At 53.7% G+C, this 25,291-nt stretch carries 22 protein-coding genes and 6 tRNA genes; 17 read left to right on the forward strand and 11 right to left on the reverse strand.

All coding sequences use genetic code 11. The features are described 5' to 3' along the window. The first annotated feature begins 2 nt into the window (after positions 1-2). Positions 3-734, forward strand: a complete 732-nt coding sequence (locus tag ACOTW6_RS12150; RefSeq protein WP_017383462.1) for a LytR/AlgR family response regulator transcription factor — start codon at positions 3-5, stop codon at positions 732-734. 35 nt (positions 735-769) lie between these two features. On the opposite strand, the gene glk is transcribed toward ACOTW6_RS12150, so the two are convergent. After that, positions 770-1,735 (reverse strand): glucokinase, encoded by a 966-nt coding sequence (gene glk, locus ACOTW6_RS12155; protein ID WP_003861352.1) that lies wholly within the window; start codon positions 1,733-1,735, stop codon positions 770-772. A 205-nt stretch (positions 1,736-1,940) separates the two neighbouring features. Between glk and ACOTW6_RS12160 the strand changes: the two genes are divergently transcribed. Then, positions 1,941-3,176 (forward strand): ion channel protein, encoded by a 1,236-nt coding sequence (locus ACOTW6_RS12160; RefSeq protein ID WP_193135557.1) that lies wholly within the window; start codon positions 1,941-1,943, stop codon positions 3,174-3,176. Here ACOTW6_RS12160 and ipdC read toward each other — a convergent pair whose 3' ends face one another. Beyond that, positions 3,177-4,835, reverse strand: coding sequence for an indolepyruvate decarboxylase (gene ipdC / locus ACOTW6_RS12165; RefSeq protein ID WP_213789183.1), 1,659 nt, complete (start codon positions 4,833-4,835; stop codon positions 3,177-3,179). A 186-nt stretch (positions 4,836-5,021) separates the two neighbouring features. Here ipdC and mgrA point away from each other — a divergent pair, with 186 nt between their 5' ends. Together mgrA and ypeC are read left to right on the forward strand one after the other, a co-directional pair. Further along, the gene (mgrA, locus tag ACOTW6_RS12170) at positions 5,022-6,020 is read left to right on the forward strand and encodes an L-glyceraldehyde 3-phosphate reductase (RefSeq protein ID WP_213789182.1); all 999 of its coding nucleotides are present in this window, start codon (positions 5,022-5,024) and stop codon (positions 6,018-6,020) included. A 126-nt stretch (positions 6,021-6,146) separates the two neighbouring features. Further along, on the forward strand, positions 6,147-6,494 hold the full coding sequence (gene ypeC / locus ACOTW6_RS12175; RefSeq protein ID WP_047053241.1) for a DUF2502 domain-containing protein YpeC: 348 nt from the start codon (positions 6,147-6,149) through the stop codon (positions 6,492-6,494). A gap of 33 nt (positions 6,495-6,527) precedes the next feature. On the opposite strand, the gene ACOTW6_RS12180 is transcribed toward ypeC, so the two are convergent. Continuing rightward, positions 6,528-7,766 carry an Nramp family divalent metal transporter gene (locus ACOTW6_RS12180; protein ID WP_063132507.1) on the reverse strand — a complete coding sequence of 413 codons (1,239 nt, stop codon included), beginning with the start codon at positions 7,764-7,766 and terminating at the stop codon, positions 6,528-6,530. Between the two features lie 345 nt (positions 7,767-8,111). Here ACOTW6_RS12180 and nupC point away from each other — a divergent pair, with 345 nt between their 5' ends. Then, positions 8,112-9,299 carry a nucleoside permease NupC gene (gene nupC, locus ACOTW6_RS12185; RefSeq protein ID WP_003861341.1) on the forward strand — a complete coding sequence of 396 codons (1,188 nt, stop codon included), beginning with the start codon at positions 8,112-8,114 and terminating at the stop codon, positions 9,297-9,299. Positions 9,300-9,344: 45 nt separating this feature from the next. Here the strand turns inward: nupC and ACOTW6_RS12190 are convergent, their stop codons facing one another. From ACOTW6_RS12190 to ACOTW6_RS12200, 3 genes are all read right to left on the reverse strand, one after another. Beyond that, the gene (locus ACOTW6_RS12190; RefSeq protein ID WP_062933260.1) at positions 9,345-11,534 is read right to left on the reverse strand and encodes an EAL domain-containing protein; all 2,190 of its coding nucleotides are present in this window, start codon (positions 11,532-11,534) and stop codon (positions 9,345-9,347) included. A 211-nt stretch (positions 11,535-11,745) separates the two neighbouring features. Further along, positions 11,746-11,821: transfer RNA gene (locus ACOTW6_RS12195), tRNA-Ala, on the reverse strand. A 41-nt stretch (positions 11,822-11,862) separates the two neighbouring features. Next, positions 11,863-11,938 (reverse strand) — tRNA-Ala (locus tag ACOTW6_RS12200). Between the two features lie 217 nt (positions 11,939-12,155). Between ACOTW6_RS12200 and ACOTW6_RS12205 the strand changes: the two genes are divergently transcribed. Together ACOTW6_RS12205 and ACOTW6_RS12210 are read left to right on the forward strand one after the other, a co-directional pair. Then, positions 12,156-12,518, forward strand: coding sequence for a YfeC-like transcriptional regulator (locus ACOTW6_RS12205; protein ID WP_015572232.1), 363 nt, complete (start codon positions 12,156-12,158; stop codon positions 12,516-12,518). 1 nt (position 12,519) lies between these two features. After that, entirely contained in the window at positions 12,520-12,906 is a 387-nt protein-coding gene (locus ACOTW6_RS12210; protein WP_204270480.1) for a YfeC-like transcriptional regulator, read from the forward strand. A 52-nt stretch (positions 12,907-12,958) separates the two neighbouring features. Here ACOTW6_RS12210 and gltX read toward each other — a convergent pair whose 3' ends face one another. Beyond that, on the reverse strand, positions 12,959-14,374 hold the full coding sequence (gene gltX / locus ACOTW6_RS12215) for a glutamate--tRNA ligase (RefSeq protein WP_063132505.1): 1,416 nt from the start codon (positions 14,372-14,374) through the stop codon (positions 12,959-12,961). A 258-nt stretch (positions 14,375-14,632) separates the two neighbouring features. Here gltX and ACOTW6_RS12220 point away from each other — a divergent pair. The 5 genes from ACOTW6_RS12220 (at position 14,633) to ACOTW6_RS12240 (ending at position 15,489) form a co-directional block, all read left to right on the forward strand. Beyond that, positions 14,633-14,708 (forward strand) — tRNA-Val (locus ACOTW6_RS12220). A gap of 41 nt (positions 14,709-14,749) precedes the next feature. Continuing rightward, positions 14,750-14,825 (forward strand) — tRNA-Val (locus ACOTW6_RS12225). A gap of 29 nt (positions 14,826-14,854) precedes the next feature. Then, positions 14,855-14,930, forward strand: a tRNA-Val gene (locus ACOTW6_RS12230). Positions 14,931-14,934: 4 nt separating this feature from the next. Further along, positions 14,935-15,010, forward strand: a tRNA-Lys gene (locus ACOTW6_RS12235). Between the two features lie 137 nt (positions 15,011-15,147). After that, positions 15,148-15,489 (forward strand): FlxA-like family protein, encoded by a 342-nt coding sequence (locus tag ACOTW6_RS12240; protein WP_023304174.1) that lies wholly within the window; start codon positions 15,148-15,150, stop codon positions 15,487-15,489. Here the strand turns inward: ACOTW6_RS12240 and ACOTW6_RS12245 are convergent. Beyond that, complete coding sequence (locus tag ACOTW6_RS12245) at positions 15,480-16,421, reverse strand: LysR family transcriptional regulator (protein WP_213789181.1); 942 nt, start codon at positions 16,419-16,421, stop codon at positions 15,480-15,482. The two genes, ACOTW6_RS12240 and ACOTW6_RS12245, sit on opposite strands and share 10 nt — an antisense overlap. Before the next feature lie 89 nt (positions 16,422-16,510). Between ACOTW6_RS12245 and ACOTW6_RS12250 the strand changes: the two genes are divergently transcribed. Then, positions 16,511-17,506 (forward strand): bile acid:sodium symporter family protein, encoded by a 996-nt coding sequence (locus ACOTW6_RS12250; RefSeq protein ID WP_213789180.1) that lies wholly within the window; start codon positions 16,511-16,513, stop codon positions 17,504-17,506. Here ACOTW6_RS12250 and ACOTW6_RS12255 read toward each other — a convergent pair. From ACOTW6_RS12255 to zipA, 3 genes are all read right to left on the reverse strand, one after another. Then, the gene (locus ACOTW6_RS12255; RefSeq protein ID WP_003861328.1) at positions 17,503-17,718 is read right to left on the reverse strand and encodes a DUF3820 family protein; all 216 of its coding nucleotides are present in this window, start codon (positions 17,716-17,718) and stop codon (positions 17,503-17,505) included. The genes ACOTW6_RS12250 and ACOTW6_RS12255 overlap by 4 nt on opposite strands. A 1-nt stretch (position 17,719) precedes the next feature. Beyond that, complete coding sequence (gene ligA, locus ACOTW6_RS12260) at positions 17,720-19,735, reverse strand: NAD-dependent DNA ligase LigA (RefSeq protein ID WP_213789179.1); 2,016 nt, start codon at positions 19,733-19,735, stop codon at positions 17,720-17,722. Between the two features lie 68 nt (positions 19,736-19,803). Next, on the reverse strand, positions 19,804-20,817 hold the full coding sequence (gene zipA / locus ACOTW6_RS12265; RefSeq protein ID WP_213789178.1) for a cell division protein ZipA: 1,014 nt from the start codon (positions 20,815-20,817) through the stop codon (positions 19,804-19,806). Between the two features lie 229 nt (positions 20,818-21,046). Between zipA and cysZ the strand changes: the two genes are divergently transcribed. The 4 genes from cysZ to ptsI all read left to right on the forward strand — a co-directional run bounded on the left by cysZ (position 21,047) and on the right by ptsI (position 25,291). After that, positions 21,047-21,808, forward strand: coding sequence for a sulfate transporter CysZ (gene cysZ, locus ACOTW6_RS12270; RefSeq protein WP_213789177.1), 762 nt, complete (start codon positions 21,047-21,049; stop codon positions 21,806-21,808). Positions 21,809-21,971: 163 nt separating this feature from the next. Further along, entirely contained in the window at positions 21,972-22,943 is a 972-nt protein-coding gene (cysK, locus tag ACOTW6_RS12275) for a cysteine synthase A (RefSeq protein WP_006811453.1), read from the forward strand. A gap of 317 nt (positions 22,944-23,260) precedes the next feature. Next, a complete protein-coding gene (gene ptsH, locus ACOTW6_RS12280; protein WP_000487600.1) occupies positions 23,261-23,518 on the forward strand; it encodes a phosphocarrier protein Hpr in 258 nt (85 codons plus the stop codon). A gap of 45 nt (positions 23,519-23,563) precedes the next feature. Beyond that, positions 23,564-25,291: a phosphoenolpyruvate-protein phosphotransferase PtsI gene (ptsI, locus tag ACOTW6_RS12285; RefSeq protein ID WP_006811455.1), complete on the forward strand. Its 1,728-nt coding sequence runs from the start codon at positions 23,564-23,566 to the stop codon at positions 25,289-25,291.

Raw genomic sequence — 25,291 nt, forward strand, 5'->3', positions numbered from 1 at the left:
AGATGAAAGTCATCATCGTAGAAGATGAAATTCTGGCTCAACAGGAGTTGAGCTGGCTTATCAAAACCCACAGCCAGATGGAGATTGTTGGCTGTTTTGAGGATGGTCTGGACGTGCTGAAATTTTTACAGCATAACCGGGTCGACGCGATATTCCTCGATATTAATATTCCGTCGCTGGACGGCGTCCTGCTGGCGCAGAATATCAATCAGTTCGCCCACAAGCCGTTTATTGTGTTTGTCACCGCGTGGAAAGAGCATGCCGTGGAGGCCTTCGAGCTTGAGGCGTTTGACTATATTCTCAAGCCGTACCAGGAGTCGCGTATTATCAGCATGCTGCATAAGCTGGAAGCCGCGTGGCAGCAGCAAGCATTACCCGCCAGTGCCAGCCCGGTAGCGCGGGAAAACGACACGATTAATCTGGTGAAGGACGAACGGATCATCGTCACGCCTGTCGACGATATTTACTATGCCGAAGCGCATGAAAAAATGACGTTTGTCTATACGCGGCGTGAATCCTACGTCATGGCGATGAACATCACCGAATTCTGCAATAAACTCCCGGCCGCTCACTTCTTCCGCTGCCACCGCTCGTTCTGCGTCAACCTGAACAAGATCCGCGAAATCGAACCCTGGTTTAATAACACCTATATTTTGCGTCTGAAGGATCTGGATTTCCAGGTGCCGGTAAGCCGCAGCAGGGTGAAAGAGTTCCGCCAGCTTATGCACCTGTAGCACGTTCCCTCTCCCGCAGGAGAGGGGAATGAGCATCAGAGGATCTGACCCAGTACCTGACGCAGATGCGCCCCGGAGCCCAGTAAGCCTGGGTTGTCGTGGACAATCAGGTAAACAGGAATGTCCTGGACATAGCTTCTGAAGCGGCCTTTGTCTTCGAAGCCGCCACGGAAGCCGGAGGCGGTAAAGAAATCGAGGAAGCGCGGCACGATCCCGCCCGCAATATAGACCCCGCCAAAGGTGCCAAGGTTCAGCGCCAGGTTGCCGCCGAAACGCCCCATGATGACGCAGAACAGCGACAAAGCACGGCGGCAGTCAATACAGCTGTCGGCCAGCGCGCGTTCGGTCACATCTTTAGGTTGCAGATTTTCCGGCAGACGACCGTCTGATTTTACAATCGCCCGATACAGGTTCACCAGGCCCGGACCAGAAAGCACCCGCTCGGCCGACACGTGCCCAATCTCAGCGCGTAGCTCCTCAAGAATAATGCCCTCTTCTTCGCTGTTCGGCGCAAAATCCACATGACCGCCCTCGCCCGGCAGGCTGACCCAGCGTTTGTCGACGTGGACCAGGTGCGCCACCCCCAGACCAGTTCCCGCGCCGTAAACGGCAATCGGTTTGCCTTCAACCGGAGCCGTACCGCCGAACTGAATCAGATGCTCTGGTTTAAGCATTGGGATAGCCATGGAAACCGCAGTGAAGTCGTTGATTATTTCAAGGTGCGAGAAGCCGAGGTTTTTCCGCATTTCGGCAATTGAGAAGGCCCACGTGTGGTTGGTCATCGCCACCCAGTCGCCGGTGATCGGACAGGCGATGGCGATACAACCGTCTTCAACGCTCACTTTATGCTCTTCCAGATAGACGCGAACCACCGCTTCCAGGCTTGGGTAATCCAGCCCTGAATAGGTTTTCGCCTGAGAAATTTCACCGCTGTTCACATCGCACAGGGCAAGGCGCGCGTTGGTGCCGCCTACATCACCTACCAAAGCATACTTTGTCATTCTTCTACTGCTCCGCTAAAGTCAGAATAAATCTTTGGGACACTGTAAATTCAAGGCGTGATAACAACAACGACCAGAAGGTGACTGCCCATGGATTATCGATCTTCGTCACATAATAACTTTACCGTTTCAGCACCTTTTGCACTATTGCCACAATGCTGATTGTGCAAAGTAACGTTAAGCCGTTTTGTACAAGGAAATCATCATGCTCCATCCGCGAGCCAGAACCATGCTGTTATTGGCTGTCCCGGCGCTGATTATTGGCGTGGCGTCGAGCCTGGTGCTCATCGTCGTCATGAAAGTGGCGGCGGTGCTGCAAACGATTTTATGGACCGCGCTTCCGGTAAAACTCGGCATCAGCATTGACTCCCCGGGCTGGATCATGATGATGCTGACCCTGACCGGGATTGCCGTAGGGCTGGTGATCCGCTTTAGCCCGGGCCATGCCGGGCCGGACCCGGCACTGGAACCCTTGATTGGCGCGCCTGTCTCTCCCTCTGCTCTGCCGGGGCTTATTATCGCGCTGATTATTGGTCTTGCGGGCGGCGTAAGCCTCGGGCCTGAACATCCCATTATGGCGGTTAATATCGCGCTGGCGGTCTTTCTGGGGGCGCGTCTTTTCCCGCGCGTTGGCGCGCTGGACTGGACGATCCTGGCCTCCGCTGGCACCATCGGGGCGCTGTTTGGCACTCCGGTCGCGGCTGCGCTCATTTTTTCGCAAACCCTCAGCAGTGATCATGAGGTGCCGCTGTGGGATAAACTCTTCGCGCCGCTAATGGCCGCCGCTGCGGGAGCCCTCACCACCAGCCTGTTTTTCCATCCCCATTTTTCACTCTCCATCCCCCACTACGGCCAGATGCAACTCACCGATATTTTCAGCGGTGCCGTCGTCGTCGCGATCGCCATTGCGCTGGGGATGGTCGCGGTGTGGTGTCTCCCTCGCCTGCATCGCCTGATGCACAGGCTGAAGCATCCGGTACTGATTCTGGGCATGGGGGGTTTTATTCTGGGCGTTTTAGGCGCCATCGGCGGGACGGTTACGCTGTTTAAGGGGCTGGACGAGATGCAGCAGCTGGCCTTCAGCCAGGTCTTTAGCGTCTCCGATTATCTGCTGTTCGCGCTGGTAAAACTGGCGGCGCTGGTGGTCGCTGCGGCCTGTGGTTTCCGGGGAGGTCGTATCTTCCCGGCGGTATTTGTTGGCGTCGCGCTGGGGCTAATGCTGCATGAGCATGTCGACGCTGTCCCTGCGGCGATTACCGTCTCCTGCTCCATTCTGGGGCTGGTACTGGTGGTCACGCGCGATGCGTGGCTGAGCCTGTTTATGGCGGCCGTTGTCGTGCCGGATACCACGCTTCTGCCGCTGCTCTGTATCGTGATGTTGCCCGCCTGGCTCCTGCTGGCGGGCAAACCGATGCTGATGGCATGGCGAAACGACAGGTAATCAGGCGTTATTGCGCGCCTCCAGCGCTTTGGTCAGCGCGCTCAGCAGCGGCGGAATATCGGCTTTCGGCAGCATCACTTCAATCAGCGAAAGCCGCTCATGGTGTGCCACTTTATCCAGCACCTCCGCCAGCGCTTCCGCTTCGCTGACGCGCCAGCATTCTGCCTGAGGCGCCAGGCTCAGCGCCTGCGGGATCTGCGTCCAGTTCCAGAGTGCAATATCGTTATAGCGCTGCTCCGGCCCGTGGATGGCCCTTTCCACCGTGTATCCTTCGTTGTTAAGCACCAGAATAATCGGCCGCTGCTTGTCGCGCAGCATCGATCCCAGCTCCTGAATGGTCAACTGCGCGGCGCCGTCACCCGTCAGGACAATCACGCGTCGGTTCGGACACGCCGTTTGCGCGCCAAACGCCGCCGCCAGCGTGTAGCCAATCGATCCCCACAGCGGCTGGACGATAAAGTTCACGTCCTCCGGTAAACGCAGATCGATAGCGCCGAAAGCAGACGTCCCCTGGTCAGCCAGAATAATGTCTCCGGGGCGAATAAACGTTTGCAGGGTACGCCAGAAGCTCTCCTGAGTCAGCGCCCCTTCAATAGTCGGGAACGAAAAGCCGCTGTGATCCAATGACGCTCGCGTATCACGAACATAGGTTTTACACAGCGCTGTCAGCGTTTCAATGGCCTCCCTCATCGGGATACCCGTAAACCAGACGTCGCCGACGCGGGACGCGTGGGGCTGAACCTCTATCGTCTGGTCTGGCGTCAGCTGGTGGGTAAACCCGGCAGTGAGCGTATCGGTAAAGCGCGTGCCAATACACAGCACCGTATCAGCCCCCTCGATGGCCTCTTTGACCGGCGCGGCGCTCGCCGATCCGCTGTAGGTGCCGTAAAAACCGCTCTGTCGTTCGTCAAAAATGCCCTTGCCCATCAGCATGGTGGCGTGTGCCATCGGCACCTCTTTCACCCACGTCTGAAGGGCCGCGCGCAGACCGTGGCGGAGTACCAGGAAGTCCGCTAACAGCGCGGTGCGTTTGCTCGTGGACAAGCGCTTTTCGGCAGCCTCACGGAACGCCTGCAAGCAGGCTGAATCGGCCGGTGCGGGGTGCAGAGTGAGAGCGCTTACAGGGGGCGTAGCGGCTTTTTTCGCCACATCAGCGGGCAGCATCAGGTAGCCCGGACGGCGCTCCCGCAGCATGGTGGTAAGAACTCTGTCAATTTCATAGCAGGCGTTTTGTTCCGTAAGCACCGCCTGTGCAACGGTGATGGGTTCGCTCATATGATAGAAGTGGCGGAACTCGCCGTCACCCAACGTGTGGTGCAGTAACTCTCCTCGCTGCTGCGCCGCCATACCCGGGGCCCCCACAATATGGAGGACGGGAACATGTTCGGCAAAGCTGCCCGCCACACCGTTCATGGCGCTTAACTCCCCAACGCCGAATGTGGTCAGGAGTGCGGCAAAGCCCTTACAGCGGGCATAGCCGTCTGCGGCGTAAGACGCGTTCAGTTCATTGGCACAGCCCACCCAGCAGATGTCCGGGCTGTCTATCACGTGATCGAGAAATTGCAGGTTATAGTCGCCTGGCACGCCAAACAGATGATCGGCACCACAATCTGTTAGTCGGTCCAGCAGGTAATCGGCGACGCAATAGGGGGTACGCATATTATAAGTGTCCTTCTGACGTTGACCTCACTCTGAGTATTAAATAAGCGTGAAGCGTGTCCAGAATTGGCGACAATCAGGGTCTGGAAAGAATGCTTTACGAAAAAAGCTGAGCTATGCTCATTTTCTTCAGGTTAGTGTAAACGTATACACTGACGTTTCTTTCCAGCGCCAGAGGTCTCGCCAATGGGTTATCAGCCTGACAAAAATCGTTATCAGACAATGCAATATCGCCGCTGTGGACAAAGCGGTCTTAAGCTTCCCGCCATCTCGCTGGGGCTTTGGCATAATTTTGGCGACGCGACGTTACTCGAAAACAGCCGTCAACTTTTACAGCGTGCTTTCGATTTGGGTATTACGCATTTTGACCTTGCCAATAATTACGGCCCGCCTCCTGGTTCGGCCGAACGTAATTTTGGTCGCATTTTGCAGGAGGATTTCCTGCCCTGGCGCGATGAGCTGATCATCTCCACCAAAGCGGGCTACACCATGTGGGACGGGCCTTACGGCGACTGGGGCTCGCGTAAATATCTGATCGCAAGCCTGGACCAGAGCCTCAGGCGTATGGGGCTGGAATACGTCGATATTTTCTATCACCACCGCCCGGATCCACATACGCCGCTACGTGAAACCATGAAAGCGCTTGACCATGTGGTGCGTCAGGGCAAGGCGCTGTACATCGGTCTGTCCAACTACCCGGCAGAAGTGGCAAGACAGGCGATTGAAATACTGGAGGATCTGGGCACGCCATGTCTGATCCACCAGCCGAAGTACTCCATGTTTGAACGTGCGCCTGAAGAGGGGTTGCTGGACGTGTTGCAGCAAAAAGGGGTGGGATGTATCCCCTTCTCCCCCCTGGCGGGCGGACAGTTGACCGATCGCTATCTGAACGGCATCCCGGCGGATTCTCGCGCAGCAAGCGGCAGTAAGTTCCTTAACCCGGAGCAGATCACCGACAAAAAGCTGGAAAAGGTACGCAAGCTGAATGCGCTGGCGGAAAAAAGGGGGCAAAAGCTTTCGCAAATGGCACTGGCCTGGATCCTGCGCCACGATACGGTGAGTTCCGTGCTCATCGGTGCAAGCAAAACCGGTCAACTTGATGACGCAGCAGGCGTGCTTGAAAATTGTCGGTTCACGGCAGAAGAGCTGAAGACGATAGATACGATCCTGTCCAGTGCAGAATAAAAACACTTTTAGCAAAAAGTGCTCTCGTTCATGATTTAGGAGTTGAGGCGATGAAACGAATGTTTACCAACTCGTAAAATTGCGTTAACAGGTCGCACAGCGGCCCCGATCGTGAAGGAGAAGAGTATGTTCAGGTCACTGATTCTTGCAGCGGTATTACTGGCTTCGGCCCCGCTGGTCGCCAATGCGGGCGAAATCACCCTGTTGCCATCGATTAAATTACAAATTGGCGATCGTGATGACTACGGCAGATACTGGGACGGTGGCTACTGGCGCGACCGTGACTACTGGCACCGCCATTATGAATGGCGTCAAAACCGCTGGTGGAAACACGATAACGGCTATCACCGTGGCTGGGATAAGCGTAAGGCTTACGAACGCGGCTACCGCGAGGGCTGGAACGATCGTGACGACCGCCGTGGCGGCTGGGGTCACGGAAAAGGCAGAGGCCACGGTCACGGCCATCACCATTAACAACTAAAAGGAGCTTTCCGGCTCCTTTTTCTTTTACAGGCCTGCGGCTGTGCCTATCAGCAACCACAAGTTTAACGCCACCACCACGACCACAATGGCCCACCCGGCGCGCTTCACCCACGTCGAATTCACCAGATCGCCCATCAGCGATTTATTACTGGTGAAGATCAGCAGCGGCACCAGCGCCAGCGCAATTCCGAAACTCAACAATACCTGACTCATCACCAGTATGCGGGTCGGATCCAGCCCCATCAGGATCACAACAAAGGAAGGCAGCATCGTGACCGAGCGGCGAACCCACAGCGGAATATGGAAGCGTACGAACCCCTGCATCACCACCTGCCCGGCCAGTGTCCCCACAACCGTAGATGAAAGACCCGCAGCAACCAGGCTTAAACCAAAAATAGTGGCAGCGGCATGACTCAGTAGCGGCTCCAGCGTCAGGTAAGCCTGGTCAAGATCGGCAACCCCGGTATGCCCGTTAAAGTGGAACGCGGCGGCGGCGGTCGCCATCATCGCCAGATTCACAAATCCGGCAATGGTCATCGCGATAGCCACATCCCATTTCGTGGCGGAGTAGCGCTCTTTACTCGTCCCGCCATGCAGATTCTGGGTTAATGAAGAATGCAGATAAATGACGTGCGGCATAATGGTCGCCCCCAGCACCCCGGCAGCCAGAAAAACGGCTTCAGAAGTGGGTAACGACGGGATCACCATCCCTTTCGTCAGCTGCGCGAGATTCGGCTGGGAGAAAATCAGCTCAACAATATAGGCGGCAGCGACAAACAGCAGCAGGCCGCCGATGACTTTCTCCAGCGGTTTTTGTCCCCGCCGCTGGAGCATCAGAATCAGGAAAGTGGCGATACCGGTCAGCACGGCCCCCTGAAGCAGGGAGACACCCAGGATAAGCTTGAAGCCGATCGCCGCCCCGATAAACTCGGCGAGATCGGTGGCCATGGCGATAATTTCTGCCTGAACCCAGTAAAACCAAACTGCCGGACGTGGATAATGATCGCGGATTTGCTCCGCCAGGTTTTTTCCGGTAGCAATACCCAGCTTCGCGGAGAGCATCTGAATCAGCATCGCCATCAGATTGGCCCAGACCACAACCCACAGCAGTTTATAGCCGAAACTGGCCCCGGCCTGAATGTTGGTCGCAAAATTACCCGGATCGATGTAGCCAATCGCGGCAATGAATGCCGGTCCCATTAATGCGAACCGCAGCTTGCGTGCCGCTCTGCCGCTGCTACTCTCTACGCGACTATTCGTCATTTCTGCCTCTGGAAATATAGCCTTTGCTATGTTTCATGCTATCAAAATGAGAATGATTATCAAGTTCATTTGTAACGGTTAACATGATTTCTCTGATAGCCAGGAACGATAGACAGGCAGGTGGAGCAAGGTCACAGAATGTGAAAATGCGCAGACATTTGTGAAGCGTAGCACACAAACTTAACTTTTCACTCATTTACCTAACATAACAAAAATGTATTGTTGATCACTATTTTTGAGACTCGTCACAGGATGTAACTATAGTGTGGGCTTGATCTCGTTTTCTTTGTGCTTGTTACATAGAATGTGCACGGAAATTAAACCTGCCTCATATTTGGAGCAAATATGGACCGCGTCCTTCATTTTGTCCTGGCACTCGTTGTCGTTACTGCACTTGCATTGCTGGTCAGCACAGACCGCAAAAAAATTCGTATTCGCTATGTTGTCCAACTGCTGGTCATTGAAGTTTTACTTGCGTGGTTCTTCCTGAACTCCAACGTAGGCCTCGGCTTCGTGAAAGGCTTCTCCGAAATGTTCGAAAAACTGCTCGGATTCGCCAACGAAGGGACAAACTTCGTCTTTGGCAGCATGAACGATCAGGGTCTGGCCTTCTTCTTCCTGAAGGTACTCTGCCCTATCGTCTTCATCTCTGCCCTGATCGGTATTCTCCAGCACATCCGCGTTCTGCCGGTGGTTATCCGTGCGATCGGCTTCCTGTTATCGAAAGTTAACGGCATGGGTAAACTGGAATCCTTTAACGCAGTCAGCTCACTGATCCTCGGTCAGTCTGAGAACTTCATTGCGTATAAAGATATCCTCGGCAAGATGTCCCGTAACCGCATGTACACCATGGCGGCAACCGCAATGTCTACCGTTTCCATGTCTATCGTGGGCGCGTATATGACCATGCTGGAACCAAAATATGTGGTTGCGGCGCTGGTTCTGAACATGTTCAGCACCTTTATCGTGCTTTCGCTGATTAACCCGTACCGCGTGGATGCCAGCGAAGAGAACATTCAGATGTCTAACCTGCACGAGGGACAGAGCTTCTTCGAAATGCTGGGTGAATACATTCTGGCGGGTTTCAAGGTTGCAATTATCGTTGCCGCGATGCTGATTGGCTTTATCGCGCTGATCGCTGCGCTGAACGCCCTGTTTGCGGCCGTACTCGGTATCTCCTTCCAGGGTATTCTGGGCTACATCTTCTACCCGGTTGCCTGGGTGATGGGCGTGCCCGCTCATGAAGCGTTGCAGGTGGGCAGTATTATGGCAACGAAACTGGTTTCCAATGAGTTCGTGGCGATGATGGATCTCCAGAAGATTGCCAGCACGCTCTCCCCACGTGCGGAAGGGATCCTGTCCGTCTTCCTGGTCTCCTTCGCGAACTTCTCTTCCATCGGTATTATCGCTGGCGCGATTAAAGGCCTGAATGAAGAGCAAGGTAACGTTGTTTCTCGCTTTGGCCTGAAACTGGTTTACGGTTCAACGCTGGTGAGCGTCCTGTCTGCCTCTATAGCAGCACTGGTTCTGTAATTCATACCGCGCAATAAAAACCGGGAGTCCTCGCTCCCGGTTTTTTTATGCCTCCAGCGCCGTCAGGGGCAGTGGTTTGCCAATCAAATAGCCCTGCAAATAGTCCACGCCGAATCGCAGCAACATCTCGCGTTGTTCAGCCGATTCCACATATTCAGCCACCACACAAAGCGATTTCGTTTTGGCCATGTTGCAAATGGACTGCACGATCATCGCATCCATGCTGTCGGTGCAGATATCTTTCACGAAGCAGCCATCGATCTTAATGATATCGGCCTCCAGCCGCTTCAGGCGCTCAAAGTTAGCATAGCCGGTACCAAAGTCATCGATAGCAATGCGGAAGCCGTAATCCCGCAGCTGCTGGATATTGTTGATGCTGCTTCCCGAGTCAGAGAAAGCCTGTTCCTCGGTGATCTCAATGACGATATCTTGCGGCGCAATGGCGTAGCGTTCAAAAAGCGCGATGATCTCAGCCGCAATCTCATTTTGCATCAGCGTCAGCGGCATCAGATTGACGGAGAACCGCGTTCCGGCCCGTTCGGACGGATGGCTGCGCATCCACTTCAGCAATTTTTCCACCACGTTCAGGTCAAATCGGTGGCTCAGGTTAAACTGAGCAATCAGCGGAATAAAGCGATCAGGGGTGATGATCTCACCCTCGCTTTCAAGCCTTGAGAGGATTTCAAAGTACCCTTCCCCACGCGCGTTATGGATTGGCTGGGCGTAAAGGTGAAGCCCTCCGACGTCAAGGGCGCGTTTTATGCGGGCCAGCATCAGCACTCTGTCCGTCGTCTGACCGGAGACATCATCCAGACTGTTGGTTAACGCCAGGACGTTATGCCCGGCACAGGACTGCTCGGAGAGCCAGCTCAGCTGACCCAGTGTGTGATGCAGGCTTTCTCCATCGGGCACTTCGCCCCAGGAGGCGCCAAACTCGATGTCGAGTTCAGTCTTGTTCCAGACAATCTTACGGCTGTTCAGATGATCAACCATATATTGCAGACGTTCAGCCGTGCCCGGACCCAGCAAGACCACCACCAGCTCACTGCCTGGCAACTGGAAGAGCTTCTCATCTTTTTGCAATAACGGTTGCAGCGACGCGGTGATCATCTTTTTACAGTGTACACGCATGAGGATGCCGTAGTGACGGCTCAGGAATTCCAGATTATCCAGGCGCAGGCAGCAGATTTTGGCTTCGGGATGGTGCTGTAAAAACACTTCCAGTGCACGAATGTTAGGCAGACCGGTGAGCGGATCGGTAAGCGCCCTCTCCTGCCAACCCTGTTTCAGCCATTCACTTTTCTGATAGATCCGCGACATGTAAAGCAGGCAGATGGCGAAAGAGATCAGCACCGACAGGATAAAGGAGAGCGAATGGCCCGATTCAACGCCATTAAGAAAATTATAATTATAGGTCAACAGCATGAGCGCCGAGGCCGCCCAGAGTAAAGAGATGAGCGCATAGCTCAGACGACCAATCCCCAGGGTAAAAAGAATGAAAACGATTGGCATCAAATAACCCGCAATAAACTGCGATTCAAAAGGCGCGCATAAAATAGCGATCATCGAGATCAACAGCATCAGCCACACAACGATGAATAACGCTTTTTTGTGACAAAAGAGGGGCTTCACGCTTCGCCGCCAGAATGTTCGGGCATAGCGAGGATTAATAATCATTCTTAACGGGTAATAGAACATCATGGTGAAAATCAGGGCGGCACCAATCAGACTCTGAATATCGATAACGTTATAAATTGCAGAGCCTTCGCCGAAATAGGAGGAGATTGTCACCGGGAAATCAAATAAATATCCCGCCAGATACATCGATAATTTGATGCCCACAGGCACCATAAATCCGAGCCAGAAAATACGTATGCCAATGTACTTATTCGGCATGCTGTGCCGCCAGCGCTTGCCCAGCACCAGCCGGATGACGCCACAGGCGGCGAAGACGGAAAACGTCTGACAACATAATAATACGGCTGATTGTAGCAGCGTTAAATCAAGGTTATAAATGTTAGTAACGCTAAAACCAAACAGCAAAGGAATGATTGCCCGTCGTCCAAATAACAACACGATGGCGAGCATAGCACTTAAGGGCAGCCACGCTAAATAAACATCATTTTCGCTGACGATGGCACGTGGTGAGATATAACGAGAAAAAGGAATCGCAATCAGGCTTAGCGCCAGGGCAATCATAAATATTTTTACATTATTGTAAATTTTTCTATTCATTAATCCGGATAATCTATTTTACCATCGTCTCATTGACCGGATGGATAATAGGTTTATTAATTACACGAATCAAGTTCAGGTCTATTTATAGACTTGTTTATTGATTTGGATTGAGGTGAGGTGTAGAAAACGACGTTAATTGCAACAAAAACAGTCTAAATATTTTACAAGATATAAAAAAACCCCCGTCTTGCGACGAGGGTTTAAATTTTGGTGGAGCTAAGCGGGATCGAACCGCTGACCTCTTGCATGCCATGCAAGCGCTCTCCCAGCTGAGCTATAGCCCCACATGTTACTTTACCTACCGCACTCTGTTGGGTTCAGAGTTTGGTGGAGCTAAGCGGGATCGAACCGCTGACCTCCTGCATGCCATGCAGGCGCTCTCCCAGCTGAGCTATAGCCCCATCGTAAAGCTGTCATGTTGACGGGCGGCATAATATGAATTCCGCCGCAGAGTGTCAACGGCAAATTCAGCCTCCGCCTTTCAATCGCCGAAAAATCATGCAAATGAATCACTTTGCGAGCCTGCTCGCAGCCAGGAGTTAAGCTTGTCACGTTTTCACGTAAAACGGTGCTATAAAATGAACCACTAATTAACCCTACAGATATTCAGGAAATTGTATGATCAAGGAACGAATGACGCCAGAAGAGTTAGCCCTGCTGACTGGCTATAGCCGACAGACCATCAATAAATGGGTACGCAAAGAGGGTTGGATTACATCGCCAAAGCCAGGCGTTCAGGGTGGCAAAGCGCGTCTGGTACACGTCAATGAAAAAGTGCGCGACTTTATTCGCAGCGCGCGCAGGGCAACAGAGACGCCGGAACTGCCAGATAAGGCGTACCACGAGGGCTCGCTTCATGCCCTGCTCCTGACGCTGGCGAATGAAATGACGCCGGAAGAGCAAAAGCAGATGACATCGCTGTTACTGCGGGAAGGGATTACCGGCTTGTTACAACGTTTAGGGATTCGCGACCAACGCTGATATGAAAAGATTACGCAGCAAAATGACCACGGAAGAGCTGGCGGACAGTCTGGGCGTAGCCCGACAAACCGTTAATCGCTGGATACGACAGAAAGGATGGAAAACGGAGGCTATCAACGGTGTAAAAGGCGGAAGAGCGAGGGTGATATGTATTGATGCGCACGTTAAGGAGCACATCATTAGTCTTCCCGCCATTCGTAACCGTCGGGCTGTTTACCATGTGGCGGAAAGCCCTTCCCCCTACGGCGTGGCAACCTCATCCAGCCTGCTTCCACAAATTATCGACTCGCTGGAAAACATGACGACTGTCGAACAGGAACGTTTGCACAAGTTGCTCGCTCGTGAAGGGTTGCAGGGTTTTCTCACGCGTCTTGGTATTGCTGAATAACAGGCATAAAAAAACGGCAGGTTACCCTGCCGTTGTTTGTATTACACGAGCATTACTGCTGGCTTTCACGCTCAGCAATAAAGCCCAGCGCCTTGTTGATACGCGCAACGCTACGTGATTTGCCGATGGCATGAACGGTCACGTCCAGCGCCGGAGACTGGCCTGCCCCCGTCACCGCTACGCGCAGCGGCATACCGACTTTACCCATGCCAATTTCCAGCTCATCAGCGGTAGCCTGAATCGCGTGGTGAACATTTTCCGCAGTCCATTCGGTAATGGCTTCGAGTTTGTCACGCACCACTTCCAGCGGCTGACGCGCAACCGGACGCAGGTGTTTCTTGGCCGCGTCGGCGTCGAACGCGTCAAACTCTTCATAGAAGTAACGGCAGCTTTCAGCAATTTCTTTCAGCGTTTTGCAACGTTCGCCAAGCAGCTTCACCAGATCCGCCAGTTCAGGGCCCGTACGGGTATCGATGTTTGCCTGCTCAATGTGCCATTGCAGATAAGTCGCCACATATTCTGGCTGCATGGTATTGATGTAGTGATGGTTCAGCCACAGCAGTTTGTCAGTGTTGAACGCGCTGGCTGATTTGCTGACCGAGTTCAGAGAGAATAGCTCGATCATCTCTTCGCGGCTGAAAATCTCCTGGTCGCCATGAGCCCAGCCCAGACGCACCAGGTAGTTCAGCAGCGCTTCCGGCAGATAGCCGTCATCACGGTACTGCATCACGCTCACCGCGCCATGACGTTTGGACAGCTTTTTACCGTCGTCACCGTTGATCATTGATACGTGCGCATACACCGGTACAGGCGCGTTCAGCGCTTTCAGAATGTTGATCTGACGCGGGGTGTTATTGATATGATCTTCACCACGGATCACGTGAGTGATTTCCATATCCCAGTCGTCCACAACCACGCAGAAGTTATAGGTTGGCGATCCGTCCGTACGACGAATGATGAGGTCGTCCAGCTCCTGGTTGCTGAATTCGATCGGGCCACGGATCTGGTCATCAAAGATAACAGAGCCTTCCTGCGGGTTAGCAAAACGCACTACGCAAGGCTCATCAGCAGCATGCTCGCTGTGGTCATGGCGGCAACGACCGTCATAACGCGGTTTTTCGCCTTTTGCCATTTGCTCTTCGCGCAGCGCATCCAGACGCTCCCTGGAGCAGTAGCACTTATAGGCCGTGCCTGCCACCAGCATCTCGTCAATTACGGCGTTATAGCGGTCAAAACGTTTGGTCTGGAAGTATGGGCCTTCGTCCCACGCCAGATTCAGCCAGTTCATCCCATCCATAATGGCTTCAATTGCTTCCGGCGTTGAGCGCTCCAGATCGGTGTCTTCAATACGCAGCACAAACTCACCGTTGTTGTGACGTGCGAAAAGCCAGGAGTAGAGAGCGGTACGTGCACCACCGACATGCAGATAGCCTGTCGGGCTCGGCGCGAAGCGAGTTTTGATTTTCATGAAATGGCCTTACGTTATAAAGATGCCGGTAATCGGCAAATTCCGGGAAGAAAACAATGGGCAATATTCTATCACTGTGGGCCGATTCCTCAATGTCGATCACTTTATCCGGTTCGAGATTGCTGTTTTTGTTTATAAATCATGCGCCACAGTCCGTTTTGCGATCGTTTTGACTAATTTTACGACGAACGAATAAAAACTTTAGAAAATGCGTTGACTCATTTTCAACTCTCCCTATAATGCGACTCCACACAGCGGGGGTGATTAGCTCAGTTGGTAGAGCATCTCCTTTACACGGAGGGGGTCGGCGGTTCGAGCCCGTCATCACCCACCATCTACTTCGGTAGACTCGCAGTGTAGATAAGCATTGAGATTGGGCGATTAGCTCAGTTGGTAGAGCATCTCCTTTACACGGAGGGGGTCGGCGGTTCGAGCCCGTCATCGCCCACCATTCTCACCTTATCGCAGCAGTTCCGAAATGGGCGATTAGCTCAGTTGGTAGAGCATCTCCTTTACACGGAGGGGGTCGGCGGTTCGAGCCCGTCATCGCCCACCATTTCGGGTCGTTAGCTCAGTTGGTAGAGCAGTTGACTTTTAATCAATTGGTCGCAGGTTCGAATCCTGCACGACCCACCAATGTAAAAAAGCGCCCTAAAGGCGCTTTTTTGCTATCTGCGATATAGCACATCCCCATTGCAGCCAGACCGCTTGTTTTACTCAAGCTCACGCCTTCTTTGCCGATACCTCTATTTTATGGCGAAAAGGATCTCAATATGACAACTCTTAAGCCCGTTTCTCTGTCAGCGATGGAAATCGGCAGCGTAGATAACAGCTCCGGCGGAAACGACATTGCTTCTCAAATCACCCGTCTGACCAAACAGATTACGAAAGTCACTCAGCAACTCAAAGAAGTGGCCATGGGTGATGCCACAGCAGAAGAAAAGCAAAAGCAGCAAGAGTTACTCGAATCTCAGCTGGCTATGTTGCAGGCACAGCTGGCGCAATTGCAGCGTCAGCAGGCCGAAGAGGCGATGCCAAAGCAGGAAAACGGTCAGGCCGTGGCGGAAGGCATCAATAAGCCCTCCGCGGAGCATCAGATTAATATCTACATCTGATTATTGGTTTCGTTGAAGAGTGGATCGCGTGTGCGGGCCTCCATCAAACGTTCGGCCTGCATACGCACCACATCCCAGCAGGCATGCGCCGCGCCGGAAAGAGACCTGTTTTTACGGCGTACCAGCATCAGCTGGCGTTCGACACAGGGTACGAAACGCTTCACCGTTAAACGACTCCCCTGCGGCAGTGGCAGCGCCAGCGCCGGCAGAACGCTGATGCCAATCCCCGCTTCGACCATGGGGAATAGCGTGGCAGGATGCCCGATCTCCTGCACAATGGTTGCCTTAACGCCCTGCGCGGTCAGTGCGGCATCTATCAGCGGGCGGCTGCCTGATGCATAATCCTGTAGCACCAGGTTTGCCCCTTGCAAGGCCTGCCAGGCCACCTGCGGCAGCGATGCCAGCGGATCATCATCGCGGCAGAGCAGTAAAAAGGGTTCCGAGAGCACCACTTCACATTCCAGGTCGCTTACCGCCCCGGGATCAATAACGATGCCAAAATCCACATCCCCCTGACGGATACTCTCCAGTACCCACTGCTGCGGCCTGTCATGCAAAACAAAATCGATATCCGGATAGCGGTGATTACTTTCAGCGATGCACTGAGGAATAAGATGCGCTGAAATCGTCTGGCTCGCCGCCACTCTCACGGTGCCGGAAAGCTGTTGTCCGAGCCGGCCAACATCCCTGAGCGTACTGTTCAGTTCATCCAGCAGCCTTTCCAGACGCATTGCCAGCTGCTGTCCCGCTTCGGTGAGCACCACTTCTCGCGTCGTGCGGTCGAGCAGCTTCACACCCGTTTGCGTTTCAAGCTCCTTAACGCTATGGCTCACCGCCGACTGGCTGAGGCCAATCATCTCCCCTGCCCGGCTAAAGCTGCGGGCCTGCGCGACGGTGACAAAAACGCGAAGCTGACGTAACGAATAATTCATCTGTTTAATTCATGAATGGATGCAATAAATCAATTTTATTTCTCAAAGGGAAGTAAGCACAATAGCGGCATCTGTTTTCAGGAGTGATTATGAAACTTTTTCGTATCCTTGATCCGTTTACGCTGACCCTGATTGGTGTCGTCTTGCTGGCCTCGTTCTTCCCGGCGCGGGGCAGTTTCGTTCCGGTTATTGAAGGACTGACCGCGGCAGCCATTGCCCTGCTGTTCTTTATGCATGGCGCCAAACTCTCCCGGGAAGCCATTATTGCAGGCGGTAGCCACTGGCGACTGCACCTGTGGGTAATGTGCAGCACCTTTATCCTTTTCCCGGTTCTGGGCGTGCTGTTCGCCTGGTGGGCGCCAGTGAATGTCGATCCGGCGCTGTATACCGGTTTCCTTTATATGTGCATTTTACCGGCCACCGTGCAGTCCGCTATTGCCTTTACCTCGCTGGCGGGCGGTAACGTCGCGGCGGCGGTCTGTTCTGCTTCCGCTTCCAGCCTGCTGGGGATCTTTGTTTCACCGCTGCTGGTCGGTCTGCTGATGAACATGCACGGTGCGGAAGGCAATCTGGAGCAGGTGGGTAAAATTTGTCTGCAACTGCTGCTGCCGTTTGTGCTCGGACACTTATCCCGTCCCTGGATTGGGGCATTTGTGGCGAAACATAAAAAATGGATCGGGAAAACGGACCAAAGCTCAATTCTGCTGGTGGTTTACACGGCCTTCAGCGAAGCCGTGGTGAACGGTATCTGGCACAGGGTGGGCGCTGGATCGCTGCTGTTTATTGTGGTGGTAAGCATCGTTCTTCTGGCCATTGTCATCGCGGTTAACGTCTTTGTGGCCCGCAAATGCGGCTTCAATAAAGCCGATGAAATCACCATTGTATTTTGCGGATCGAAAAAGAGCCTCGCCAACGGGATCCCAATGGCTAATATCCTGTTCCCGACGTCCGTCATTGGGATGATGGTGTTGCCGCTGATGATTTTCCATCAGATCCAGCTGATGGTATGTGCAGTACTGGCGCGGCGTTACAAGGCGCAGACGGAAAAGCTGGCGCAGGAAGAGACCCGCGCCGCGAAAGTTTAAGGACGTTTCAGGGGCTGAACCAGCTGGGTCAGCCCCTCTGTTTTGATCAGTAACGTGATAGCCATCAGCTCGCCCAGACGCCCGGCGGGGAACTCATCCTTACGGGCAAACCACAGCAGATACTCTTCCGGTAAATCAATCAGCCTGCGGCCCTTATATTTACCGAACGGCATCTCCGTATTGGCGATCTCAACGAGCTGCTCTTTTTCCACGTCACTCTCCTAACAGGTGCATCATTTCCGCTTCATCGATCACCTCGATGCCAAGCTCCTGCGCTTTTGCCAGCTTCGAACCGGCCGCTTCCCCGGCAATCACCAGGTCGGTTTTCTTCGATACGCTGCCCGCCACTTTTGCCCCCAGCGCCACCAGGCGCGCTTTCGCGTCATCGCGCGAGAGCTGGCTCAGGCTGCCGGTCAGCACCACCGTTTTACCGGCAAACGGGCTGTCGATCTCTTCGGCATTAACCACTACCGGTGCGGGCCAGTGAATGCCCTGTTCCAGTAATTTACCGATCACTTCACGGTTGCTCTCTTCGGCAAAGAAGTTGAAGACGTGGGTGGCGACCACAATGCCGACATCAGGGACTTTCTGTAGCTCGTCGATGGTGGCTTTCTCCAGCGCGTCCAGCGTGCCGAAATACGCCGCCAGCCCGGCCGCCGTCGCCTCGCCGACTTCACGAATGCCGAGCGCGTAAAGGAAACGGGCAAAGGTGGTGTTTTTGGCCGCCTCGAGCGCGTTGACGATGTTCTGGGCAGATTTCGGACCCATACGTTCAAGACCGGTCAGCTTACCTGCCGTCAGGGTAAAGAGGTCCGCTGGCGTATGGACATACTCTTTCTCAACTAACTGGTCGATAATCTTGTCACCCATTCCGTCCACGTCCATCGCCCGGCGGGAGACGAAGTGCTTCAGGGACTCTTTACGCTGCGCGCCGCAGATTAACCCGCCCGTACAGCGCGTTACCGCTTCACCTTCCACGCGCTCAACGTCCGAACCACATACCGGACAGTGGGCTGGAAACTCGATGGCACGGGTATCGGCAGGACGGTCAGACTCCACAACGTTAACCACCTGTGGGATCACATCACCCGCGCGGCGAATCACCACTTTGTCACCAATGCGTAGCCCCAGGCGGGCAATTTCATCGGCGTTATGCAGGGTGGCGTTACTTACCAGCACGCCAGCCACCTGCACAGGCTCCAGACGCGCCACAGGCGTAATCGCCCCCGTACGCCCTACCTGAAACTCCACGTCGCGAACGAAGGTCATCTGCTCCTGCGCCGGGAATTTAAACGCCACCGCCCAGCGCGGCGCACGGGCCACAAATCCCAACTGTTCCTGCAACGCCAGCGAGTTAACCTTGATCACCACGCCGTCAATATCAAACCCGAGCGTGGGACGATCTTCTTCAACCTTGTGATAGAACGCCAGCACCGCCTCGGGAGAGTCGCAGAGCTGCACGCGGTTGCTTACCGGTAATCCCCACTCTTTGAACTGCATTAAGCGTCCCAGGTGGGTATCTGGCAGGTCACCGCCTTCCAGGATCCCGACGCCGTAGCAGAAGAAAGTAAGCGGTCGCTTCGCGGTGATACGCGGATCGAGCTGACGCAGCGAACCTGCCGCCGCGTTACGCGGGTTAGCAAACACTTTCCCGCCGGTACGACGCGCTTCTTCGTTGATCTTCTCGAAGCCCGCCTGCGGAAGGAATACTTCCCCGCGCACTTCCAGCCGGGCGGGAATGTTATCGCCACGCAGTTTCAGCGGGATCGCACGAATGGTGCGCACATTGGTGGTTATGTCTTCCCCGGTAGTGCCGTCGCCGCGCGTTGCGGCACGCACCATCACGCCGTTCTCATAAAGAATACTGACTGCCAGACCATCCAGCTTCAGCTCGCAGCACCAGCTCAGATTGTCGACGCTCTTCAGGCGATCCTGCACACGCTTGTTGAAAGCCAGAAAACTCTCTTCATCAAACACGTTATCCAGCGAGAGCATCGGCACTTCATGGCGCACCTGGCTGAAAGCGCCCAGCGGTTCCGCGCCGACGCGCTGCGTTGGGGAATCGGGCGTAATCAGTTCGGGGTGCTGCGCTTCCAGCTCGCGCAGTTCACGCATCAGGCGGTCATATTCCGCATCCGGCACTTCCGGTGCGTCCATAACATGATAGAGATATTCATGATGGCGAAGCGTGGTTCGCAGTTCAGTAAGTTGTTGTTCGATTGAGTCCATATCGCACCATCAATGAGAAAAACCCCCGACAGGCGGGGGTTGAGGAGGAGGTGAAGTTAACGCGACGATTACGCGTTCGCTTCCTTAACTTCGCGGATGCGGTCCTGATACTCGCGCAGTTTCTGCGGCGTCATCATTCGACGCTGATCGTCGAGCACCACACCGCCCACTTCGTCGGCGATGTGCTGAGCGGACTGTAGCATCAGCTTAAAGTTTTGCAGCTCGTCACCGTAGGACGGCACCTGCATAAAGATCGTAACCCCCGGCGTGACGAAATCACCGGTCATTTCCGGGTCAAACGTGCCTGGATTGACCATATTGGCCAGGCTAAACAGCGCCGGACCGCTGCCGTCAGGACTCAGGTGGCGATGGAAAATATTCATGTCGCCGAACTTGAAGCCTGCCTGTTGGATGCTGTTAAGCAGCACGTCACCGTTCAGATGGGTGCCATGATGAGCAGCCACGTTCATGATGATCACCGCTTCTTTACGCTGCGGCTTTTCAACAACCGGTTCTGGCTCTGCAACCGGCTCTGGCTCAACGCGCGGAGCGGGCTGTGGCGCAGGCGGTTCAGGCTGCGGCTGCGGTTGTTGTACCGGCTGCGGCTGCTGAACAGGCTGTGGCTGCTGAACAGGCTGTGGCTGATGCACTGGCTGTGCAGGCTGTTGCACAGGTTGCGGCTGTACAGGCTGTGGCGCAACGGGCTGCTGTTGCACAGGCTGCTGCGGCGTATGACGAACAGGTTCTTCCACTGGCGGCGGCGCTGGCTGGCGCGGCTGGGCAGAGGCATACGGTGGTTGATACTGGTGCTGCGGAGCGCGGGGGGCTTCATGCTCTCCATGCGCTGCGCCGGGCGCAGTATTGACCCGATGAACACGAACTTCACCCACGCCGTCGTCGTCAGGACCGTCGATGTCGTCTTCAACGTCATCGTCGTCACGACTGGACTTCATGCGCTTCAGTGGACGATCGCGAAACATAGAGGAACGCTCTTTACGGCTGGTCCAGAAACCATGTACCAGTAAAGCGATTATGGCGATCGCGCCAACAATGATTAATATCAGACGCAAATCCTGCATCATTATATTCTCTGTTGTTCTAACACCTTGCCACCACGGCAAACATTTACTCACTAAGAGTATTTGCCGTTTACGTCAAGTGCAAGTGTATGCAGAGCATTCACAGCATAAAGATGAGCTAAATCGTGCTTTTTGCTGGTTTTTCGAACATTTCCGAACTGGTCATTAGTCCGTAACTGGATAATATAGGCGGGCAATTCCACTGGTTGTGTAAAAAGGAGTACAGCCTGGTATGGTTACAACATCTTCTTCTGCCCCACGCAGCGGGGTCTGGTACTTTTCTCAGGGCTGGAAACTGGTCTCCCTGCCGGGCATTCGACGCTTCGTTATTTTGCCGTTGCTTATCAACATTATTCTGATGGGGGGCGCGTTCTGGTGGCTGTTCACCAGACTGGAAAGCTGGATCCCTTCCCTGATGAGCTATGTGCCGGACTGGTTACAGTGGTTGGACTACCTGCTCTGGCCGATTGCGGTTATCTCCGTGCTGCTGGTTTTCGGCTATTTCTTTTCGACGATAGCAAACTGGATAGCCGCGCCGTTCAACGGTCTGCTGGCCGAACAGCTGGAAGCGCGCCTGACCGGTGCGACGCCGCCTGACACGGGCGTACTGGGGATCGTGAAAGATCTCCCCCGCATCATGAAGCGTGAATGGCAGAAGTTCGCCTGGTATCTCCCGCGGGCAATTGTGCTGCTTATCCTTTACTTTGTACCCGGGATTGGCCAGACGGTTGCGCCCGTGCTGTGGTTCCTGTTCAGCGCCTGGATGCTTGCTATCCAGTACTGTGATTATCCGTTCGATAACCACAAAGTACCGTTTAAAGAGATGCGCACTGCCCTGCGCACTCAGAAGGTTGCCAACATGCAGTTTGGCGCGCTGACCAGCCTGTTCACCATGATCCCTTTCCTGAATTTGTTCATCATGCCCGTCGCCGTTTGCGGCGCGACGGCAATGTGGGTGGACTGCTACCGTGCTAAGCACGCGTTATGGAAGTAATGCAAAAATGTGTAAAAGAGGGGTGGCTTATGCCGCCCCTTATTCCATACTGATCCCCATTATTTCCTTGCAGCATATAGATATGCGATTTCCTTACTTCCCCATACCTGTTCAACAGGTATGCTGGGTCGGTATCCCAATTTCATACAGTTAAGGACAGGCCATGAGTAAGATTTATGAAGACAACTCGCTGACTATCGGTCATACGCCCCTGGTTCGACTGAACCGTATCGGTAATGGACGCATTCTGGCGAAGGTCGAATCTCGTAACCCAAGCTTCAGTGTTAAATGCCGTATCGGTGCGAATATGATTTGGGATGCTGAAAAGCGTGGCGTGCTGAAACCTGGGGTTGAGCTGGTTGAACCCACCAGCGGTAACACCGGTATTGCTCTGGCCTATGTTGCGGCGGCGCGTGGCTATAAGCTGACGCTGACTATGCCTGAGACCATGAGCATTGAGCGTCGTAAGCTGCTGAAAGCGCTGGGTGCGAACCTGGTCCTGACCGAAGGCGCAAAAGGCATGAAGGGCGCGATTCAGAAGGCCGAAGAAATTGTTGCCAGCGATCCGGCAAAATATCTGCTGCTCCAGCAGTTCAGCAACCCGGCCAACCCGGAAATTCATGAGAAAACCACCGGCCCGGAAATCTGGGAAGATACCGACGGTCAGGTTGATGTGTTTATCTCCGGGGTAGGCACCGGCGGTACGCTGACCGGGGTGTCTCGCTATATTAAAGGCACGAAAGGTAAAAAAGATCTGATTACCGTTGCCGTTGAGCCAACCGACTCACCGGTTATCGCTCAGGCGCTGGCAGGCGAAGAGATCAAACCTGGCCCTCACAAAATCCAGGGTATCGGCGCTGGCTTTATTCCAGGCAACCTGGATCTGAAGCTGATCGATAAAGTCGTCGCCATTACCAATGAAGAAGCCATCTCCACGGCGCGTCGCCTGATGGATGAGGAAGGCATTCTGGCGGGTATCTCTTCCGGTGCGGCGGTTGCGGCAGCGCTCAAACTGCTGGAAGATGAAACCTTTACCAATAAGAACATTGTGGTTATCCTACCGTCTTCGGGTGAGCGTTACTTAAGCACAGCACTGTTTGCCGATCTCTTCACAGAGAAAGAACTGCAACAGTGATGCCAGCATGTTAAAAACGCGTAAAAAAGCACCTTTTCAGGTGCTTTTTTGTGGCCTGCTTCAAAGTTTTACCCCTCCTGGCATTGCTTCACCCCGTTGGGTCTGGTATTTAAACCAGCAATTATTTTGATGCGCGAAATTAATCGGTGAACGAAATAGCGCTGCTGAATCGATTTTATGATTTGGTTCAAGTCTTGCTTTCACTGCATAATGTTTAATGACGATTGAAACGTCAGCGCTAACTATACAGGCTAAAGTTAAGTCGCCAGGCTAGACTTTAGTTCCACAACACTAAACCTATAAGTTGGGGAAATACAATGTTCCAGCAAGAAGTTACCATTACCGCTCCGAACGGTCTGCACACCCGCCCTGCTGCTCAGTTTGTTAAAGAAGCGAAAGGCTTCACTTCTGAAATCACTGTGACTTCCAACGGCAAAAGCGCTAGCGCAAAAAGCCTGTTCAAGCTGCAAACTCTGGGCCTGACTCAGGGTACCGTTGTTACCATCTCCGCTGAAGGTGAAGACGAGCAGAAAGCAGTTGAGCATCTGGTTAAGCTGATGGCTGAACTCGAGTAAGTTTACCGGGTTCTTTTCAATATCAGTCACAAGTAAGGTAGGGTTATGATTTCAGGCATTTTAGCATCCCCGGGTATCGCTTTCGGCAAAGCATTGCTGCTGAAAGAAGACGAAATCGTCATTGACCGGAAAAAAATTTCTGCCGACAAGGTTGATCAGGAAGTTGAACGTTTTCTGAGCGGTCGTGCCAAGGCATCTGCGCAACTGGAAGCGATTAAAACTAAAGCTGGCGAAACTTTCGGTGAAGAAAAAGAAGCCATCTTCGAAGGGCACATTATGCTGCTCGAAGATGAGGAGCTGGAGCAGGAAATCATAGCCCTGATTAAAGATAAAGGCATGACGGCCGACGCGGCTGCGCATGAAGTTATCGAAGGTCAGGCATCTGCCCTGGAAGAGCTGGACGATGAATACCTGAAAGAACGTGCGGCTGACGTACGTGACATCGGTAAGCGCCTGCTGCGCAACATCCTGGGTCTGGCCATCATCGATCTGAGCGCGATTCAGGACGAAGTCATCCTGGTTGCCGCTGACCTGACCCCGTCTGAAACCGCACAGCTGAACCTGAACAAGGTGCTGGGTTTCATTACAGATGCAGGTGGACGTACCTCCCACACCTCAATCATGGCGCGTTCTCTGGAGCTGCCAGCCATTGTGGGTACCGGTAGCGTGACCTCCCAGGTGAAAAACGACGACTATCTGATTCTGGATGCCGTAAACAATGTGGTTTACGTCAACCCAACTAACGATGTGATCGAGCAGCTGCGTTCCGTTCAGGAGCAGGTTGCTACCGAGAAAGCGGAACTCGCTAAACTGAAAGATCTGCCAGCCATCACGCTGGACGGCCATCAGGTTGAAGTGTGCGCTAACATCGGTACCGTACGTGACGTTGACGGCGCTGAGCGCAACGGCGCGGAAGGTGTAGGTCTGTATCGTACTGAATTCCTGTTCATGGATCGCGACGCTCTGCCAACGGAAGAAGAGCAGTTTGCAGCGTACAAAGCGGTTGCGGAAGCGTGCGGCTCGCAGGCTGTAATCGTCCGTACCATGGACATCGGTGGCGACAAAGAGCTGCCGTACATGAACTTCCCGAAAGAAGAGAACCCGTTCCTGGGCTGGCGTGCCGTGCGTATCGCCATGGATCGCAAAGAGATCCTGCGTGACCAGGTTCGCGCTATTCTGCGTGCCTCCGCTTTCGGTAAACTGCGCATCATGTTCCCGATGATCATCTCTGTTGAAGAAGTGCGTGCACTGAAGAAAGAGATCGAAATCTACAAACAGGAACTGCGCGACGAAGGTAAAGCATTTGACGAATCCATTGAGATCGGCGTGATGGTGGAAACACCGGCAGCCGCGACCATTGCGCGTCATTTAGCCAAAGAAGTTGATTTCTTTAGTATCGGTACCAATGATTTAACGCAGTACACCCTGGCAGTTGACCGTGGTAATGATATGATTTCACATCTCTACCAGCCAATGTCACCGTCCGTACTGAATTTGATCAAGCAAGTTATTGATGCTTCTCATGCAGAAGGTAAATGGACTGGCATGTGTGGTGAGCTTGCAGGCGACGAACGTGCTACACTTCTGTTGCTGGGTATGGGTCTGGACGAATTCTCTATGAGCGCCATTTCCATCCCGCGCATTAAGAAGATTATCCGTAACACGAACTTCGAAGATGCGAAGGTGTTAGCAGAGCAGGCTCTTGCTCAACCGACAACGGACGAGTTAATGACGCTGGTTAACAAGTTCATTGAAGAAAAAACAATCTGCTAA

This window comes from Enterobacter cloacae complex sp. IR5403, from assembly GCF_049238705.1.
In the GTDB taxonomy this organism is placed as follows: Bacteria; Pseudomonadota; Gammaproteobacteria; order Enterobacterales; family Enterobacteriaceae; genus Enterobacter; species Enterobacter hormaechei_C.